Origin of the sequence: Brochothrix campestris FSL F6-1037, assembly GCF_000525915.1 — a bacterium.
GTDB classification, from domain to species: domain Bacteria; phylum Bacillota; class Bacilli; order Lactobacillales; family Listeriaceae; genus Brochothrix; species Brochothrix campestris.
This window is the reverse complement of record NZ_AODH01000039.1, coordinates 1-16,656: the sequence shown is the minus strand read 5'-3', so window position 1 is coordinate 16,656 and position 16,656 is coordinate 1. Positions and strand designations below refer to the sequence as shown.

Below are 16,656 nucleotides of genomic sequence, written 5' to 3'. Positions count from 1 at the left end.
ATTATATGACAACTCAAGGTATCGCATCTGCTAAATTCATCTTATGTGGGGAACATTCAGTCGTTTATGGCGAGCCCGCTATCTCGTTTCCTTTTAAACAAGCACACATCATTACAACTTTAAAACGCATTGAAGGTTCTCAACACGAATTGTTCTCTGACTACTACACTGGTCCACTGGCGCAAGCACCTGAAAAATTAACAGCGATTAAAGCTTTGGTACCCTATGTCTTAAAACGCTATAAATGTATGGACGCGCTTGCGATTCACATCGACTCAAGTGTACCTGTTGGACGCGGACTTGGTTCAAGTGCTGTTGTAGCCACCAGTATTACACGCGCTTTGTTAGCTTACTTAAAACAACCGGTTATTTCAGATAGCGTATTACCGTTCGTTAATTTTTCAGAAGACATCGCCCACGGCAATCCAAGTGGTATCGATGCGATTACCGTTGTTAACGAACAAGCCGCTTGGTTTGAAAAAGAAAAAGGCGTTCAATCATTATCACTTAATGTTACCTTGCCACTTGTCGTTGCAGATACAGGGATACCGAGCGAAACACGTTCATCGGTGGCCGCTGTACGCGCGCTTTATCAAAAAAACAACACTGAGATTGCTGGCTGTATTGCCCAATTAGGCGATATTTCCCGAGAAATAGGCAAGGAAATCACGAACGAAGGTCGTCTTGAAACAGTTGGGAGGCTCTTCAATCGCTCGCATCAATTACTTAAACAATTATCGGTCAGCAGTCCTGAAATCGAAAATTTAATTGATTGTGCACTAGCCCATGATGCCTTAGGTGCCAAGCTTACTGGTGGCGGTCGTGGCGGTTGTGTGCTAATCTTATGCAAGAATAAGACGCAGGCAGTCGCTATGACAAAACAGCTTGAAGCTGCCGGCGCCGTGAAAACATGGATATCTATGATAGGAGAGTAACTTAATGAAAGCAACTGCGATTGCACATACCAATATCGCCTTAATTAAATATTGGGGAAAGCGTGATAAGACGCTTATATTACCAGCGAATAGTAGTCTCTCAATGACGTTGGATCAATTTTATACGGAAACAACGGTTGAGTGGTCAGATGCTTTTATGACTGATCAATTCACTTTGAACGGTTCTCGTATAGAGGATACTAAAGTGACACGGTTCTTAACGATTTTACGTCAACAATTCGGCATGACTGAAAAGGCACATGTCACTTCAACCAATCATGTACCAACTGCTGCTGGTTTAGCCTCGTCTGCCAGCGCCTTTGCAGCCTTAGCACTGGCTGCTAGTAAAGCGGCTGGTCGTGAGGATGATGATGAGACGTTATCACGCTTAGCGCGACTTGGATCGGGGTCTGCCTCACGGTCGATTTTCGGTGACTTTGCACTCTGGCAAAAAGGCACAGATGATACAGGAATAGATAGTTACGCTTACCCAGTCGTTGCACCAACTGAACTCGATTTAGCAATGGTAGTCGCTGTCGTTGATGCCGGCCCTAAAAAGATTGATAGTCGTCTCGGTATGCAATCAACGGTCGAAACTTCGCCCTATTTTGAAGCGTGGACTGCTACCGCAGAGAAAGACTTGTTAACAATTCAAGACGCGTTTAAAGCCAATGATTTTAAGATTATCGGTGAAACGGTTGAACGTAACGCTCTCAGTATGCATGCCACTACAATGGCAGCCACACCGCCATTTAGCTATTTAAAACCAGCTTCTTTCGCTATTATGGAGACGGTTCATGCCTTACGTGAGAACGGTATCGAAGCCTACTTTACGATGGATGCCGGCCCCAACGTCAAAGTGCTCTGTTTAACGAAAGATGAGCAGCAGGTACAGACTGCGCTCGCATCGCATACTGACCAAGTCTATATTTGTCATCCTGGTCCGAAAGCACGGGTGATTGCTCATGACTAAACACACCTTAAAAATACCCGGCAAACTTTATATTGCCGGCGAATACGCCGTTGTTTATCCTGGTCATTCAGCCATTTTAACAACCGTAGATCGTTACATCACGATTACGATTAAAGATAATGATAAAAATAGCATTAATATCCCGTTAGACCAACATGCCATTACTTGGCCGGTAAACGGTCAATTCGTTATGCCTCGTCCCACATGGCGGTTTGTGGCAGAAGCTATTAATACAACGACGACGTATTTAAAAGAACGAGGCGTCACCCTGACACCTGTTTCAATGAACGTTAATAGTCAACTTGCAAGCGTTCAAGGGGCTAAATTCGGTCTTGGCTCAAGTGCGGCGGTAACAGTGGCAGTCGTATCGGCCTTATTGACACATTTCAAGCAAGCTCCCTCAAAAACCTTAATTTTCAAACTGGCTGCAATCGCTCATTATCACATCCAAGGCAACGGGTCTTGTGGTGATATCGCTGCCTGTACATACGGTGGTTGGTTAAGTTATACATCATTCGATCAACCTTGGTTAATTGAACAGTTGAATACAACATCTATTAGTGACTTAGCACAACAGCCTTGGCCACTGCTTCACATTGAAGCCTTGACTTTGCCGACCTTACCCTTTTGCGTCGGATGGACCGGTTCGCCCGCTGGCACAAGAGGCTTAGTTTCTTCGATTCAAGAGTACTTAGCCGGCTCTACACAACGTCTCACAGCCTTTTTAACTGAAAGTGACGCCTGTGTCACACAGTTTACAAAAGCCTTAGAAACGGACGATAACCATGGGTTAAACGAAGCCATTTCTGCTAATCGCGACTTATTAAAAACATTAGGCGAAGCTGCAGGTGTTCCCATCGAAACGCCGTTGCTGACAAAACTTTGTGAAATCGCCCTTGCAACAGGCGGCGTTGCTAAATCATCTGGCTCAGGCGGTGGTGACTGCGGAATTGCCTTTATGCCGACAACAGCAGCATGCGAAGCATTGCATACGCACTGGCAACACGCCGGTATCAAACCGTTACTCTTTAAAGAAGGACATGTGAGTGTCATTACGAGCCTCTCAATCTAAAAAAAAAGACAACACCTTGCTGCTCAGTCAGCAAGGTGTTGTCTTTTTTGTACTGGGTTAAAACACTGGCATCACGAATTCGCAACCAATCAAAGCGGTTGCGCAACTAATAAGTGCGTTACTTTTCGCAGTGAAGCGAGGATAGTAAGACATGACTCACAGAGAAATATAACTGATACCGCTTTTTTACCCTTGATATACCAAGGAAGGCTTTACAATGGACGCTAACATCCTCTTATCCTATCTGCAATTTTTTATTATCTTGGTCTCTTTCATTGTTGCTAAGTTAATCTGCAAAATTAAGAACATTATCTTGCTCAACACTTATGTTAAACTGACACTTAAACAGTCGCCTATCATCAAATAAGTCACTCAATTAATGCGTGACATGTGCAATCGTTTGCTTCAAAATCATCATAACGTGTGGATCATCAAGTGTGTAATAAATCGTGGTTCCTTCTCGTCTTGTTTTAACGAGCTTCGCCTGCTTCAACACCCTTAACTGATGTGATACGGTCGATTGTTTAGCCTCTATCGCCGCCGCTATCTCATTAACAGCGATTTCACCAGCTGCGATTTCAAGTAATATTTTCAGACGTGTCGGGTCACTTAAAGCCTTGTATAACCCTGTTACCTGTTCAACCGTTGTTTCTGTTAATCGTTCCCTTGTCACCCTAACTCATCCCCTTTATGTTTATCTGTTAATTCATACAGATATTAGGTAAAAGACACTCACGCTTATAAAGCGTGAGTGAGACTGAAGATAAACGCTGTTCTAGGTCGCTATGACTTGCTCGCTCGGGATTACATACCATCAGTACGTGCACCGTCACTCGCTCGTCGTTCATACTAGAACGAAAATGAAATTAATTACTTTCACTTTTATTTGCCCTATTTAATGCTTTTTTGTAAAGCTGTGAGGTTGTTCTCCATCACTTTAATGTAATCCAAATCAGACGCTTGTTGTTCCTCGCTTAACCCTTCAAGCGGACTTAGTTCAACTGTCTTCGCACCTGTTTCGGTCGCCAATGTTTCAGCCAATTTCGGTGATGTTAAGGCTTCAAAATAAATAATGTTGATTTTGTTCGCTTTAACAAAGGTTTTGATTTTGGCCATTTCCTTTGGCGATGGTTCAGCATCGGGTGATAAACCTGCAATCGGCAATTGCTTAATTCCATAACGATTAGCTAAATAACCAAAGGCGGCATGGGATGTTACAAATGTTTTTTGCGATACATGAGCAAACGCATCTGTATACTGTTGATCTAGTATTGCCAATTTTTGTTGGTATGTCTCGGCATTCTCTTGATAAGTTGTTGCTGTTTTTTTTCATCGTGTTGAGCAATTCCCTCAGCAATCGTTTTAACTTGTTGTTGTGCTAACACTGGATCCAACCACACATGAGGATTTTTATCCGCATCTGTTTCTGCCTTATGGTCATGTGTTTCTCCATCTTCATGGTCGTGCGCTTCTTCATCTGCGTGCTCGTGACTATGTGCCGCTTCTTCTGCAGCAGTAAAATCTTTGAGCGTAATCCCCTTACTTGCATCAATCACAGTTGTCTTAGTCGTATCGATGTTTTCGATTACTTTTGGTACCCACGTTTCAAAGTACGCACTATTATAGACAAAAACATCAGCTTCCGTGATGGTTGCAATATCTTTAGCTGACGGTTCATAATCATGCGGCTCCACACCCGCTTCGATTAAAAGACTCACTTCACCTTTAGCACCAACAACTTGCTTTGTGAAATCATACATCGGATAAAAGGTCGTTACCACTTTTAATTTACTGTTCGTTGTTGCTTCGTTCGTTGTTCCACATCCTGCTAATATTAATACAACTGTAACGATGATAGCTAACAACGTCGTTTGCTTTTGTTTCATTTTTTTACCTCCTCAATTAATTACCAACTTGCTTTTGTGATACCAGGTATTTGTCCCTGATGCGCTAACGTTCTGAATGTGATGCGTGACATTGCAAAGTCATTCATATAGCCACGAGGTCGCCCCGTCACCCGACAGCGTTTTTTATAACGGACAGGTGAAGCATCCCGGGGCAGCTTTCTTAGCCCCTCATAATCGTTACGTTCTTTTAAAATCTGTCGCTGTGCTGCATAACGTGAGATGAGTTCAGCTTGTTTTGCGGCTTTAGTTAGCTTCGCTTTTGTTGCGATAATAAACCACTCCTTTTATTATAAATCAAAACGATTACGTTTTACAGTCTGGAACTTAACTTTTCCACCTTTTGTTAACGCCTTCTTCTGTAAATCGTAATGGTTACGTTTTAAAGTATAACGTATTAATTTCTAAAAGGCAACAACTGAATTGCTCCTGTTTCAATACTCAGCTATCCGCTCTATATCTTTACGTCTATTTTAGCTACTCACTGATGAACAAAAAACTCACAAACGGCCTTAACAAAGACTGTTTGCAAGAAAGATCGTTCCTATTAAAGGCTCATTGCCATCATTTTTTTCGAATGCGTTGAATCAACCATACAAGCATCGTCATAAATAACACCACAATCGCCATCGCTGTAATCGCCATCGTTTGAAAAATACTGTTGTTAAAGGCGATTGAACCGGCTGCACTCGTAAAACCAATGAAAAGTCCCGCTGTCAAAATACTAAATGCCAACAGCGCAATACCGAAAATTAGCATGTAGGCGATTTTTTCAACGCGCTGTAGCAAGTGGTCATCCATATTCATTTCCATCTTAACGCTCGGCTTACCTTCTTGAAATTGATTGATAACTTCATTGATAACCACTGGTAGTTTACGCGCAGCTTGCCATAGCAGATGTCCATTACTTTTCATTCTCTTAGTCATTTTCGTAGGGTTAAATTGTTGTTTAACGACAATTGGAATCGTTTTGCGAATAATTAAGGACATATTTAAGTCAGGCGTTAACATTGTTAAGGTGTCTTGTAATTTTAAGACTGCCTGCCCTATTTGCAAAAACTCAAAGGGAATTTCAATTGTGTAAGAACGCGCAATTTGGAGCACATCTTGAATCAACAAACCGTAATTCAACTGACTCATATCGACTTGTAAATAGCGGGCCATCATCCGTTCAATATCTTTTTCAAAGGCGTGGCGATTAATCGTTTTGCTTGCATCTAAGCTCATCATCGCAAACGAAAAACTAACGGCATCACGGTTGGAGGCTGCGATAATTAGATCCATCAAGAGACGGTTGAGACGCTCATTCAGTTGACCAACATTACCAAAATCAAGCATTCCTAACACATTGTTTGCAAGCAGTTTAAAATTACCTGGATGCGGATCAGCATGAAATAAACCATGCTCAAACAATTGCATCGTTAACGCTTCACAAATTGTGGTTGATAGCTGTTCTTTTTCAGCCGTACTCAAACTAGAGAGCGTCTCCGAGCTTAGCTCCTCCCCTTCAATCCGTTCTTGAATAAGTAAGTCGGAAGTCGCGTGTTGTACCGCCACTGCTGGAATATACAATTGGGGGTGATGATTATTTTCACGCATTGTTGTCATCACCTGCGCCTCATGTTTAAAATCAAGCTCTGTCATTAAACTGCGCGAAAAATCACGTACAAGGGCAGACACTTGTAGTTCACGTGCATAACGGGAATTCTTTTCAGCAATCCGTGCGAGTTCTGTTAACGTTTCAATGTCATGCCTTACTTGTCGCTCAATCTGCGGTCGTCGCACTTTTAAAGCGACAGCTGTTCCGTCTTTTAAACGCGCCCCATGCACCTGACCAATCGATGCGGCACCCAACGGTGTTGGTTCAATTTCACTAAATAAACGCATATAGTCGCCACCAACACTTTTATTAATCAAAGGCTTAATCTCAGAAAATGCTATCGGTGTGACGTTTTTTTGCAGTTTTTTCAATTCATGAATTAAGGGTGCTGGCAATTGCTCCGAACGAGTCGACAAAAACTGACCGAGCTTAACAAAGGTTGGCCCTAATTCTTCTAAGGCAGCAGTAAACGCAACACTTTTATTGATTGCTTTTGTTGTTTTTTTTACTCGAACGTTTAATCAACCCTAGCTGTTGCAAGTAGCTTGCACAGCCATGTTTGGCAAACACTGCAATGATTTCAGGCCCACGTAACAACGGTCGTAATTTTACCATGCTCACACCTTCTCTTCTTTTCTCACGCTTTCTACTCCTCTTATCATACCCCATTCAACAACAAACGGTCACATGATGTCCCTCTATCTGAAAAAAATGACATGACCATCTGACAACATTTTGTTATATTTAAGCCGTACTAACAAATTCAAATTACCCTGAGGAGGTCTATTATGACAAAATATCGCTTTACGACTCAACGGCTCGTTTTACTTGCACTTTTAATTGCGTTACAGATTATTTTTTCACGATTCTTAGCACTTGAATTAGATTTTATCCGTGTTAGTTTTGTTTTTTTACCATTAATCTTAATCGGTGCTTATTTCCCCCCACTTATTGCCGGCATTGCCTGCGCACTCGCAGATACTGTTGGTGTTTTACTCTATTCAAAAGGCGTCGCCTTTTTTCCGGGGTATCCACTCACAACGTTTCTAAGCGGTTTTGTCTACAGTCTCTTTTTATATAATAAACCGAAGCAATTATGGCGTATTATTATTTCACATGTCCTCGTCTTTGTCTTCCTCAATTCTGTCCTCAATACGTATTGGCTTTCTATCGTACTTGATAAAGCTGCCTTAGCCTTATTCCCCATTCGTTTTGTTAAAAATATGGTTGTACTTGTCATTGCAATTATTGTCAGTCTTTTCTTTTTACGAAACAAAACCATCACCACCTTACTCACTCGCTTAACGACTCCCCACTTCAAACGATAAAACAGTTTACTTGCAGTGCATAAAAATGTAAAATGTATGTATAAAATACATTTTACGGGAGCTAATTATGAAATTAGAACGTTTTGGAGTCGAAGATTGGATGAATGTTTATGAGACACAGTGCGAAATCAACATTGCGGAATCTTGTGTTGAAGCTTTAACAACTGAAGAATTACTCGATTTAGCTGGGAATAAGACGGAAGCGATTGAAACAATCTTAAAAATGAAACTCACTTATGGTGATATTTTTGGCAGTACGGCTTTGCGCAATGAAATCGCAAAACTTTACACCAATGTTCAGCCCGAACAAATTACGCTTGAACACGGAGGTATCGGCGCGAATCATCTTGTGCTTGAAACATTGATTGAACCAGGCGATCACATTGTCTCTGTCATGCCCAACTACCAGCAACATTACTCGCTGCCACAATCTTATGGTGCAATTGTCGATTTTTTACCACTGACACCTGAACAAAATTATGCACCCGATTTAGTGGCGCTCGAACACTTATTAACACCCGCAACGAAACTGATTGCGATTAACAATCCGAACAATCCCACTGGCGCTTTAATGGACGAAGCACAACTACTGGAGTTAATCGCGTTGGCTCGTAAATACGACGCCTATATTTTAGCTGATGAGGTATATCGTGGCCTAACCTTAACGGGCGCGAACTTCACACCTTCCATTTCTGATCTATACGAAAAAGGTATTAGCACAAGTAGCATGTCAAAAACTTTTTCATTACCTGGGCTTCGTATCGGTTGGATAATTAGTCCACTTACGCTCGTACCGGAATTGAACAACCACCGTGATTACAGCACGATTAGTTGTGGTATGATTGACGACTATTTAGCAACGCTTGCCTTACAAAACAAAGATAAAATCATTGCCCGTAATTTAGCAATTGTTAAAAAAAACAGCCACTATTTGGCAGACTGGGTCACGCATGAACCACACATCTCTTATGTGCAACCCAAATCTGGTCCGATTGCACTCCTCCATTATGACATGCCTATCGCCTCCACAACGCTTTGCCGCCAATTACAAACAGAGACTGGTGTCTTTTTAGTTCCAGGCTCTGTGATGGGCTGTGAGGGCGGTTTAAGAATCGGTTACGCGAACGACTTCGCTACCTTAGAAGAAGGATTAGCACGTTTCAGTCGTTTTTTACGCCAATTCGACTAATCGTTAGCCTTGTTGCTGTAAAACTTGTTCAAGTTTTGCTATTTCAGCATAAAGTGCTACAATTTTTCGCTCGATTCGACTAGCTTCACGACGCTTTGATTCAGCTAAAATAACACCTAAGGTCACTGCTTCTTCACTTGCTTGTTTAAATGTAGTCCCCATGTTTATCCCTCCCTCTTAAAACAAAAAACACCCTTCGCTACACAGAAGGGTGTTTTTCGTCTACTCATCTGCCAAGCATTTGCTTGTAGGATTTAGCACCGTGCATTTGCCGGTTGCTGAGACTTCATCGGGCCATACCCTCCATCTCTCTTGATAAGTTATGCAATTGTTAGTTGTACTCAGTCGACCTAAATGTAGTTACGTCGTGAGGTCATTGTTAATAAGAACGATAGTAACACAACGAAGAACAAAGCGCCAATAATTGTTGGTACCACCATTGTCTGACCAATGATTGGACCCCAGTAGCCAAACAAACCTTCACCGACAAACGCACCGGTTAAACCAGCCACCACATTCGTTAACCAACTCGCTGGAATTTTATGATACATCACTGCTCCGGCCACTAAACCAATAATTGCGCCAATTAAAAGTGTCATTTCAATCATCCCTTCCTCTTTATCTCTGTCTTTACTTTACCCTTCTATTTTACTACAAAACATATTTTTGTCCAATTTGTGAACATTTTTATTCAATCTTTTTTTGTGCATTTTCTAATATGCTATGTTAAATTAAAAACATTATTTAAAGAAAGAAGGCGTGTTCCACATGAAACATATTTTTCAACCGGGGGCGGAAAAAGAACCCACCTTTATTTTATTACATGGTACCGGAGGAGACGAAGCAGATTTACTCCAAATTGGGCAAGCAATCAATCCACACGCATCGCTTCTTGGCATTAAAGGCAATATTTTAGAACAAGGACTGCCACGCTTTTTCAAACGCCTCGCCGAAGGTTTATTTGACGAAGAAGATCTCCGTTTCCGTACAACCGAGTTGTTTAACTTTATCAACGAAGCTGCTACTACATATCACTTTGACGTTGCCAATAGCTACCTTATCGGTTATTCAAACGGAGCCAACATTGCTGGTAGCCTCTTGCTCACCTACGGCGATGTCTTTGCCGGAGCGATGCTCTTACATCCAATGGTACCTATGCGTAAAAGTCACTATCCTCGCTTAACAAACACGCCGATTTTCATTAGTGCTGGGCGCAACGACAATATGTGTACCCCGGCTGAGACAGATGAGTTAATTGCCATCTTCGAAACGAGTGATAGCGAGGTTACCGGTTTTTGGCACGATTTCGGTCACCGCCTCATTGCCGACGAAGTTAATGAAGCAAAACGCTGGTACACCTCACTGCGTTAATGGTAAGAAAGGTGGCTCGGTTTTGCGTCAGCTCATCAAAGGACTCTTCACTCTCACATTGTTTCTTCTAACTATTTTTCTATTCAGTGGTTTAATCGTCTATCCATTACTGGCGATTACGCTGTTGCAAGCTTATCTAACGACTTTTTTGACACCGATCAGTGCTTCACCGTTTTTTGTACCCTTGCTCCTTGTTTGTCTATTACTCGTGACTGCTGTAATTATCCAACAGTATCAAAAAACCAAATGGGTGTTGCTACTAATCGGAGTGGCAATCGCCATGGTTGTGCTTACACAGTTTACAGAGCAGCTGTTGCTGTTGTTGCTGTATCTTGCCATCCTTCGGGAAAAATGGCTAGGCCAGTTAGTTGATTTCCCGTTAGTTTTCCCGCTCCTACTCGGTGGAATCGGCTGCTTACTCTTATTCTCTAAATCAAAAAACACCCATCCTTAGTAGCGGATGGGTGTTTCAATTTTAATGATGTTTTTGTTCCTCTTGTTCACGATATAACTCCATCTTACGTTTAAACAATTCACCATTTGATGGTGGTGTATATGTAATAGCATTAGCACCGGCTTCAATTGTTTCAACAATTGATTCTGGTGTTTTTCCTCCAGTCGCAATAATTGGTAAATCAGGGAATTGTTGACGAATACGACGGACGATTTGAGCCGTCTTAGCGCCACCACTCACATTAACAATCTTTATGCCTAAATCCAACTTTGCCTGTACATCGGTATGCTCTGATACAATCGTCAAAACGAGTGGAATATCAATGAAATCCAAAATCCGTTTAATTGTTTTATCAGGTGTCGGTGCGTTAACGACAGCGGCAATCGCGCCCTCAGCTTCTGCTGATAAGCCAATATTAACCGAACGTTTACCGTTTGTTAAACCGCCGCCAATCCCTGCTAACACGGGGATATCGGCCACTTGACAGATGGCATCAATAATCGTCGGATGTGGCGTGAATGGGTAGATTGCAATTACCGCATCCGCGTTACAATTTTTAATAATCGCAATATCGGTACTAAAGATAATCCCTTTTATCAATTTCCCAAAGATACGAATGCCACTTGCTTGTTGGATTTCAAGCGGCAAACGGATAATATCTTGGCGTAATGTACTTGTTAACTCTGGTATAACCTGCTCTTTTTTATTTGTCATTATTTTCCCCTCACTTACAACAGATTCTCATCTGTGTCGTAAAATCCCTTATCTGTAAACAACGTTCCACTAACCGATTGATGTAAACGGTTAAACAGTTTGTTTCGCTCAGTTTAACGAATATCCTCTTCATTTGTCAACAATTGCACCAAAAATAAAAAACCTTCCATCCTTAATAGATGAAAGGTTTTTCATTAATACACTTTTTAATCGTTTAAATCAGGTGTTACCGTCGGTTTCGTCATGAGAGCAATCACCCAGCCGACAACAAGACCTATACCACCCATCACAACCCATCCCATTGAGATTTCATAGAATGGTAAATAATTAGCAAAGAATTTATCGATAAAACCAAGATTAATATTTAAGGCTCTGAAAAATTCTGTTACTGATATAACTGCTGTAAATAAAATCGTTGAGACATAAACAACGCGACGTCCTTTAAACAAACCATTAAGGAAGGTTAAAATAACAAGTACAACTGTTAGTGGGTATACCGCCATTAACACCGGTACTGAGTAGGCAATGATTTTACTTAAACCAATATTAGCTACTAACCCTGCAAAGACAGAGAAGATAACCACAAACGCTTTGTAATTAATCATCGGCAATAATTTATTGAAGTAACTCGCACAAGCGGTTACGAGTCCAATACTTGTTGTTAAACAAGCAAGGAAAACGATGGCTGCCAATAAAATCTTACCAAAACTACCAAAGTAAAACTGTGCGGCTCCTGATAAAACAGGGCTACCGTTGGCTTGTCTACCTAATTCCGCCACACTTTGCGTCCCAATTAAACCAATAAAGACGTAGATGAATGCCAGTAAGACAATCGCAATCAAGCCAGTTTTCGTTGACATAATCGCGATTTGTTTGCGCGATTTGGCACCGACAGCCTTCACGGCATTGACCACAATAATCCCAAACACGAGTGCTGCAAGAGCATCCATAGTCATATAACCTTCTAAAAAGCCGCTAACAAATGAATCACTTATATACTTACCAGTGGCAGCTTCTGCTGTTCCCATTGGCTTAACAAGAGATGCAATAATAAGTACTAAAATAACAACGAGCAATAATGGCGTTAATAATTTTCCAACGCGATCAACAATCTTCGATGGCGACAAAGATAATAATAAAGTGACTCCAAAAAAGATAATTGTAAAGATTGCTAAACCGATTGTCATGTGACCTTCACTTAAAAACGGTGCCACTCCAATTTCAAACGATACTGTTCCCGTACGGGGAAGTGCAAAAAATGGTCCAATTGTTAAATAAAGGACTACTGTAAAAATCAGGCCATAAATAGGATGCACACGACTCGCTAAGCTTTGTAGATCCTCCTTACCTGATAATCCGATTGCTAAAATACCTAAAAAAGGAAGACCTGTACCGGTAATTAAAAAACCAATAATTGCTGGCCAGTAATGTGTACCTGCTTCTTGACCTAAAAATGCGGGGAAAATTAAATTTCCTGCTCCAAAAAATAATGCGAATAACATTAAACCAATCGCTAAATAGGCACTAAACCCAATTTTCTTTTCCATTCGTTTTCCTCCTCACGCTGTTAACGCTCATTGATGTCATTATTACTCACTATAACCATCTCATCCTAATATTTAGAATTGTCTGATTTTTCAAGCGTGAAGGATAATGAACTACCACATATAGTATACATGATAGCACCGATAGAATAAAGTCGCTCACCATTCTCTGCTCTGTATATGGAAAAAAATGATTTTCAAAACTAACTATCCGTTTCATGTTATAATAGACTGAACATTTAGATAAGTCAACAGTAAGATCAAACTGATACATACTAAAAGCGGACTCACAAGCTTTTATTAAAACTCGTCATCAGCTTGATTGCCGCTAAATCATTTGGTTTTTTCGCGACTAAAATTTCCCAACCGACGGTACTCGGCGAATTGTTGGCAGGAATCCTCATTGGACCTGCTGTCTTACAACTGCCTTCTCCATCTCAATTGGTCAGCGTTTTAAGCGCACTTAGTGTCATTCTCTTGATGTTTTCTGTCGGTCTCGAAACAAACTTAAAAGCGTTGAATCATTACAAAGACCTTTCAACAATGGTTGCAATCTTCGGAGTTGTTTTCCCAATCTTAGTAGGCTTCTTAATCGGATTTATGACCGGGAGGACAACAGCACATTCCTTCTTTCACGCTTTGTTATATACTGCCACCTCGGGGCACCATTTAAGTGCAAACCGTCAAAAAACTAAACTTTTTTCAGTTCAAAAAAGAGCGTAATCGTTTTAATTGTTTTTTTGTCAACCAAGATTGAAAGCCTCTCGATATTGCCTGGGAAATTTATTGTTTTCAGTTGCTTTTGTTTTATCGGTTGATTATTTATCCCCATATTATTGCAAGGCTTAGCCAAAACACAAATCCATGAAGCCTCTCTGTGCGTTGCCCTTATCAGCGCTTTATTCGCCAGGTTGATCATAGGGAAAGCAACTTTAAAGCAAGCTCTCCAACAAAAAGGTGAACCGCTTGCACAAACTTTAATTATCCCGGTCTTTTTTGCTAGTATTGTCTTATCCTTACAACTGACAGAAATTAAAGAACATTTACTTCTGACGATTATCCTTTGCCTTAGGCTGTATTCACTAATATAATCGGTACTGGTATCGGTGCTTATTATGTGGATTCAACCCACAGTCATCACTTATAATTGCTACAGTAATGGTGTCTCGTGGTGAAATCGCCTTAATTTTAGCGGCCTTAGGTTTACAACAGACGCTTTTTCCAGAGACCTATTACGTTTCAATCATTTTCTTCACTGTACTAACTCCTTTTTTATTACCAAATCATTCAAATATACCACTTAAAAAAAGACCGTAAATAGTAGTAATTTGCTATCCAACAAGATTAATGCTATACTATTATTATATAGTAATAGAAATGTACGGCATTCTACTAGATGTTTTTGTAGATACTTTTTCACACTGGCGTGGCTATAGGGCCACAAGGACGTAAAAGATGGCAGGGTTTACGTTGCTTAAGTTAGAAAGCACAAGTTGAGAATGATTCCGCGGCTTAAACAGATGCGTCTGTTTATATGATAATTAAACTTCGACCCAATGAACGGTCACTTAATATTAAATTAACATTATATTACCTATTAAAGAGCCACTCTGACATTGAAGAGTGGCTCTTGTCCATTTCCACAAATAAAAAACCAAAATGCACTTAGCATTTTGGTTTTTTATTTACTTAGAAGAAAAGTTCCGGATTCAACAAGTTACCTTCTCCACCATACATCGAAGTTCGAATTTCAAAATGGAGGTGAGTTCCCGTTGACTGCCCCGTTGATCCCATTCCGCCAATCACTTGACCTTGGGATACTTTATCACCCACATGAACCGATTGCGATGATTGATGAGCATATAAAGTATAGTTGCCATCTTCATGTTGAATTAATGTCGCCATCCCATAACCACTAACTGGCGCACCATCATTTTGAGCAATCACAACAGTCCCACTTTTGGATGCATAAATAGGCGAACCTGGCGCACCACCAAAATCGGTGCCTTTATGGAAACCACTTGCATCAAGACCTTCACGAGCGCCGTAATGTGATGTAATTGGTGCCAAAGTTGGTCGAATGTAGCCACTTCCTGTTTGAGCCGGTGGTTTTACTTCTTCTAACTCAGAAGCCTCAGTTTCTTTATCTGCAACGATAACGTTTTCTTTTTCTGTTGACGAGGCTGTTGTTTCACTTACCTTATCAATGTGTGCCACTGTTTTTTCAGATGATTTCACAATATCTTCAGTTGTTCTTTTTGTTGCTTTCGCTGCTAGTTTTCGTTGTTTTTCAGCTGCAGCAGAAGCTTTTTTTTGCGGCTGCTTCAGCTTTTTCTGCGGCAACTCTCACTAGTTCGACTTCTTTCTTCGTTTGAATCGTCGTTTTTTCTGTCGCTAATCGCGCAATAACAGCAGTTTTCGTTGCTTCTTGTTCTTTTAAATCAATGGCATTTTGTTCAATCGCAACGATATTTTCACGTTGTCTATTCATTATGTTTTTAGCTTTGACCTCGGCTCGATCAACGCGTTCTTTATCTTCTTTTTGCGAATTGAACATCTCGCGATTAGCTGTTACTAAACGTGTGACAACATTAACACGTGCAATCGCATCGGTTACTGATTCCGCATTTAAGACAAAATCAACATAGTTTACTGTTTGACCATTTGATTGCAATGTTCGTGCTTGTTTCGCCAATACTGCACGACGCTTTTCCATCTTATCTTCTAACTGCACGCTTCGCTTAGATAATTTATCGGCTTGAAGTTGCTGCTTCTTTATTTCTTTTAACAATTTTTTTTGAATTAGCTTGATTTTCTTTTATTTTATCAGTCAACTCGACTAATTGTTCTTTGGTTGTTTTAGCTTGAATGTCAATATTTTCAATTTGATCACTATAAGTATCTGCATGAACACTGTTTAATCCTAAAGGAACAGTCAATCCGATAATTAGTGTACCTGTAATAAATTTTTTAAGCATTTTCGATTCGACACTCCCTTTATTTATCAATATAGCTTTATTAGTGTAACATATCTAACCTCCTTCAATGTTACAATCGGATAACAATACCATTACTAATTCCTTATTTCAATAATAAAAACAACCTCCTTTTACTACAAAAAAAAAGTAGTAAACCAATAAGGTTTACTACTTAAAAAACATTAAATCCTTGTTTTTCGTAACGTTATCATGCTGAATAACATCATTAACATACCAAGCGCTATCAAACCTTTATCCGTTTCTTCACCTGTACTTGGTAAAGTCACTTGGTCAGTTTCTTGTGTTGTCGCTTTGGCGGGGGTATATACTGTCACTCCGTCTTGTTGCTTACCTGTAAGTAATACGTCATTTGATGGTATCAACGGTAAAAGAATTGTTTCTTCTCTCTCAGGCTGATTGTTATCAACCATGACTGGTAATTCGTTTACTTCTGGTGTTTCACTTGTTTCTGGTGTTTCGCTTGTTTCTGGTGTTTCACTTGTCTCTGGTGTTTCGCTTGTTTCTGGTGTTTCGCTTGTTTCTGGTGTTTCGCTTGTTTCTGGTGTTTCGCTTGTTCTGGTGTTCGCTTGTTTC

Annotated in this window: 20 protein-coding genes, 2 pseudogenes and 1 riboswitch; of the genes and pseudogenes, 9 read left to right on the top strand and 13 right to left on the bottom strand. The window is 40.5% G+C overall.

The genetic code is table 11. The features are described from left to right. Positions 1 to 5: 5 nt before the first annotated feature. From mvk to BCAMP_RS08885, 3 genes are read left to right on the top strand one after another with little or no spacing between them, the layout of a single operon-like run. A complete protein-coding gene (mvk, locus tag BCAMP_RS08895; protein ID WP_035315069.1) occupies positions 6 to 935 on the top strand; it encodes a mevalonate kinase in 930 nt (309 codons plus the stop codon). A 4-nt stretch (positions 936 to 939) separates the two neighbouring features. Next, positions 940 to 1,908, top strand: a complete 969-nt coding sequence (mvaD, locus tag BCAMP_RS08890; RefSeq protein ID WP_035315067.1) for a diphosphomevalonate decarboxylase — start codon at positions 940 to 942, stop codon at positions 1,906 to 1,908. Beyond that, positions 1,901 to 2,980 carry a phosphomevalonate kinase gene (locus BCAMP_RS08885; protein WP_035315066.1) on the top strand — a complete coding sequence of 360 codons (1,080 nt, stop codon included), beginning with the start codon at positions 1,901 to 1,903 and terminating at the stop codon, positions 2,978 to 2,980. Before mvaD ends, BCAMP_RS08885 begins: the two co-directional genes overlap by 8 nt. Positions 2,981 to 3,356: 376 nt before the next feature. Here BCAMP_RS08885 and BCAMP_RS08880 read toward each other — a convergent pair whose 3' ends face one another. From BCAMP_RS08880 to BCAMP_RS14770, 5 genes and pseudogenes are all read right to left on the bottom strand, one after another. Then, positions 3,357 to 3,653, bottom strand: coding sequence for an ArsR/SmtB family transcription factor (locus tag BCAMP_RS08880; protein ID WP_035315064.1), 297 nt, complete (start codon positions 3,651 to 3,653; stop codon positions 3,357 to 3,359). A 218-nt stretch (positions 3,654 to 3,871) separates the two neighbouring features. Continuing rightward, positions 3,872 to 4,866 (bottom strand): annotated as a pseudogene (locus BCAMP_RS08875) (metal ABC transporter substrate-binding protein). 20 nt (positions 4,867 to 4,886) lie between these two features. Further along, positions 4,887 to 5,156: a 30S ribosomal protein S14 gene (rpsN, locus tag BCAMP_RS13180; protein WP_084038741.1), complete on the bottom strand. Its 270-nt coding sequence runs from the start codon at positions 5,154 to 5,156 to the stop codon at positions 4,887 to 4,889. Between the two features lie 292 nt (positions 5,157 to 5,448). After that, positions 5,449 to 6,879: an ABC1 kinase family protein gene (locus BCAMP_RS08870; RefSeq protein WP_035315063.1), complete on the bottom strand. Its 1,431-nt coding sequence runs from the start codon at positions 6,877 to 6,879 to the stop codon at positions 5,449 to 5,451. An 85-nt stretch (positions 6,880 to 6,964) separates the two neighbouring features. Continuing rightward, on the bottom strand, positions 6,965 to 7,099 hold the full coding sequence (locus BCAMP_RS14770; protein WP_269479284.1) for a hypothetical protein: 135 nt from the start codon (positions 7,097 to 7,099) through the stop codon (positions 6,965 to 6,967). Positions 7,100 to 7,272: 173 nt separating this feature from the next. On the opposite strand from BCAMP_RS14770, the gene BCAMP_RS08865 reads away from it, so the two are divergent. Both BCAMP_RS08865 and BCAMP_RS08860 read left to right on the top strand, forming a co-directional pair. Beyond that, positions 7,273 to 7,812, top strand: a complete 540-nt coding sequence (locus BCAMP_RS08865; RefSeq protein ID WP_051456996.1) for a folate family ECF transporter S component — start codon at positions 7,273 to 7,275, stop codon at positions 7,810 to 7,812. A 67-nt stretch (positions 7,813 to 7,879) separates the two neighbouring features. Further along, positions 7,880 to 9,001: an aminotransferase gene (locus BCAMP_RS08860; protein WP_035315062.1), complete on the top strand. Its 1,122-nt coding sequence runs from the start codon at positions 7,880 to 7,882 to the stop codon at positions 8,999 to 9,001. Between the two features lie 3 nt (positions 9,002 to 9,004). Here BCAMP_RS08860 and BCAMP_RS13570 read toward each other — a convergent pair whose 3' ends face one another. After that, positions 9,005 to 9,163: a hypothetical protein gene (locus BCAMP_RS13570; RefSeq protein ID WP_156921201.1), complete on the bottom strand. Its 159-nt coding sequence runs from the start codon at positions 9,161 to 9,163 to the stop codon at positions 9,005 to 9,007. Between the two features lie 61 nt (positions 9,164 to 9,224). Then, positions 9,225 to 9,323: riboswitch (SAM riboswitch) on the bottom strand. Between the two features lie 28 nt (positions 9,324 to 9,351). Continuing rightward, the gene (locus BCAMP_RS08855) at positions 9,352 to 9,609 is read right to left on the bottom strand and encodes a GlsB/YeaQ/YmgE family stress response membrane protein (protein ID WP_035315060.1); all 258 of its coding nucleotides are present in this window, start codon (positions 9,607 to 9,609) and stop codon (positions 9,352 to 9,354) included. Between the two features lie 160 nt (positions 9,610 to 9,769). Between BCAMP_RS08855 and BCAMP_RS08850 the strand changes: the two genes are divergently transcribed. Beyond that, entirely contained in the window at positions 9,770 to 10,372 is a 603-nt protein-coding gene (locus BCAMP_RS08850; protein WP_035315059.1) for an alpha/beta hydrolase, read from the top strand. Positions 10,373 to 10,394: 22 nt separating this feature from the next. Further along, the gene (locus tag BCAMP_RS08845) at positions 10,395 to 10,826 is read left to right on the top strand and encodes a hypothetical protein (RefSeq protein ID WP_035315057.1); all 432 of its coding nucleotides are present in this window, start codon (positions 10,395 to 10,397) and stop codon (positions 10,824 to 10,826) included. Between the two features lie 21 nt (positions 10,827 to 10,847). On the opposite strand, the gene BCAMP_RS08840 is transcribed toward BCAMP_RS08845, so the two are convergent. Continuing rightward, positions 10,848 to 11,540 (bottom strand): beta/alpha barrel domain-containing protein, encoded by a 693-nt coding sequence (locus BCAMP_RS08840; RefSeq protein WP_035315056.1) that lies wholly within the window; start codon positions 11,538 to 11,540, stop codon positions 10,848 to 10,850. A gap of 206 nt (positions 11,541 to 11,746) precedes the next feature. Beyond that, a complete protein-coding gene (gene brnQ / locus BCAMP_RS08835; protein WP_035315054.1) occupies positions 11,747 to 13,087 on the bottom strand; it encodes a branched-chain amino acid transport system II carrier protein in 1,341 nt (446 codons plus the stop codon). 315 nt (positions 13,088 to 13,402) lie between these two features. Here brnQ and BCAMP_RS08830 point away from each other — a divergent pair, with 315 nt between their 5' ends. Together BCAMP_RS08830 and BCAMP_RS15095 are read left to right on the top strand one after the other, a co-directional pair. Then, positions 13,403 to 13,807: a cation:proton antiporter gene (locus BCAMP_RS08830; RefSeq protein WP_035315052.1), complete on the top strand. Its 405-nt coding sequence runs from the start codon at positions 13,403 to 13,405 to the stop codon at positions 13,805 to 13,807. A 396-nt stretch (positions 13,808 to 14,203) separates the two neighbouring features. Continuing rightward, positions 14,204 to 14,401: pseudogene (locus BCAMP_RS15095) on the top strand (cation:proton antiporter domain-containing protein); the annotation flags it as partial. A gap of 372 nt (positions 14,402 to 14,773) precedes the next feature. Here BCAMP_RS15095 and BCAMP_RS12675 read toward each other — a convergent pair. The 4 genes from BCAMP_RS12675 to BCAMP_RS08820 form a co-directional block, all read right to left on the bottom strand. Beyond that, positions 14,774 to 15,427, bottom strand: coding sequence for a M23 family metallopeptidase (locus BCAMP_RS12675; RefSeq protein WP_051456995.1), 654 nt, complete (start codon positions 15,425 to 15,427; stop codon positions 14,774 to 14,776). Further along, on the bottom strand, positions 15,375 to 15,818 hold the full coding sequence (locus tag BCAMP_RS12670; RefSeq protein ID WP_456297564.1) for a coiled-coil domain-containing protein: 444 nt from the start codon (positions 15,816 to 15,818) through the stop codon (positions 15,375 to 15,377). Before BCAMP_RS12670 ends, BCAMP_RS12675 begins: the two co-directional genes overlap by 53 nt. Positions 15,819 to 15,834: 16 nt before the next feature. Then, the gene (locus BCAMP_RS12665) at positions 15,835 to 16,062 is read right to left on the bottom strand and encodes a hypothetical protein (RefSeq protein ID WP_156921200.1); all 228 of its coding nucleotides are present in this window, start codon (positions 16,060 to 16,062) and stop codon (positions 15,835 to 15,837) included. A 182-nt stretch (positions 16,063 to 16,244) separates the two neighbouring features. Further along, positions 16,245 to 16,656 (bottom strand): LPXTG cell wall anchor domain-containing protein (locus BCAMP_RS08820; protein WP_035315050.1); only part of this gene is annotated, 412 nt, incomplete at its 5' end.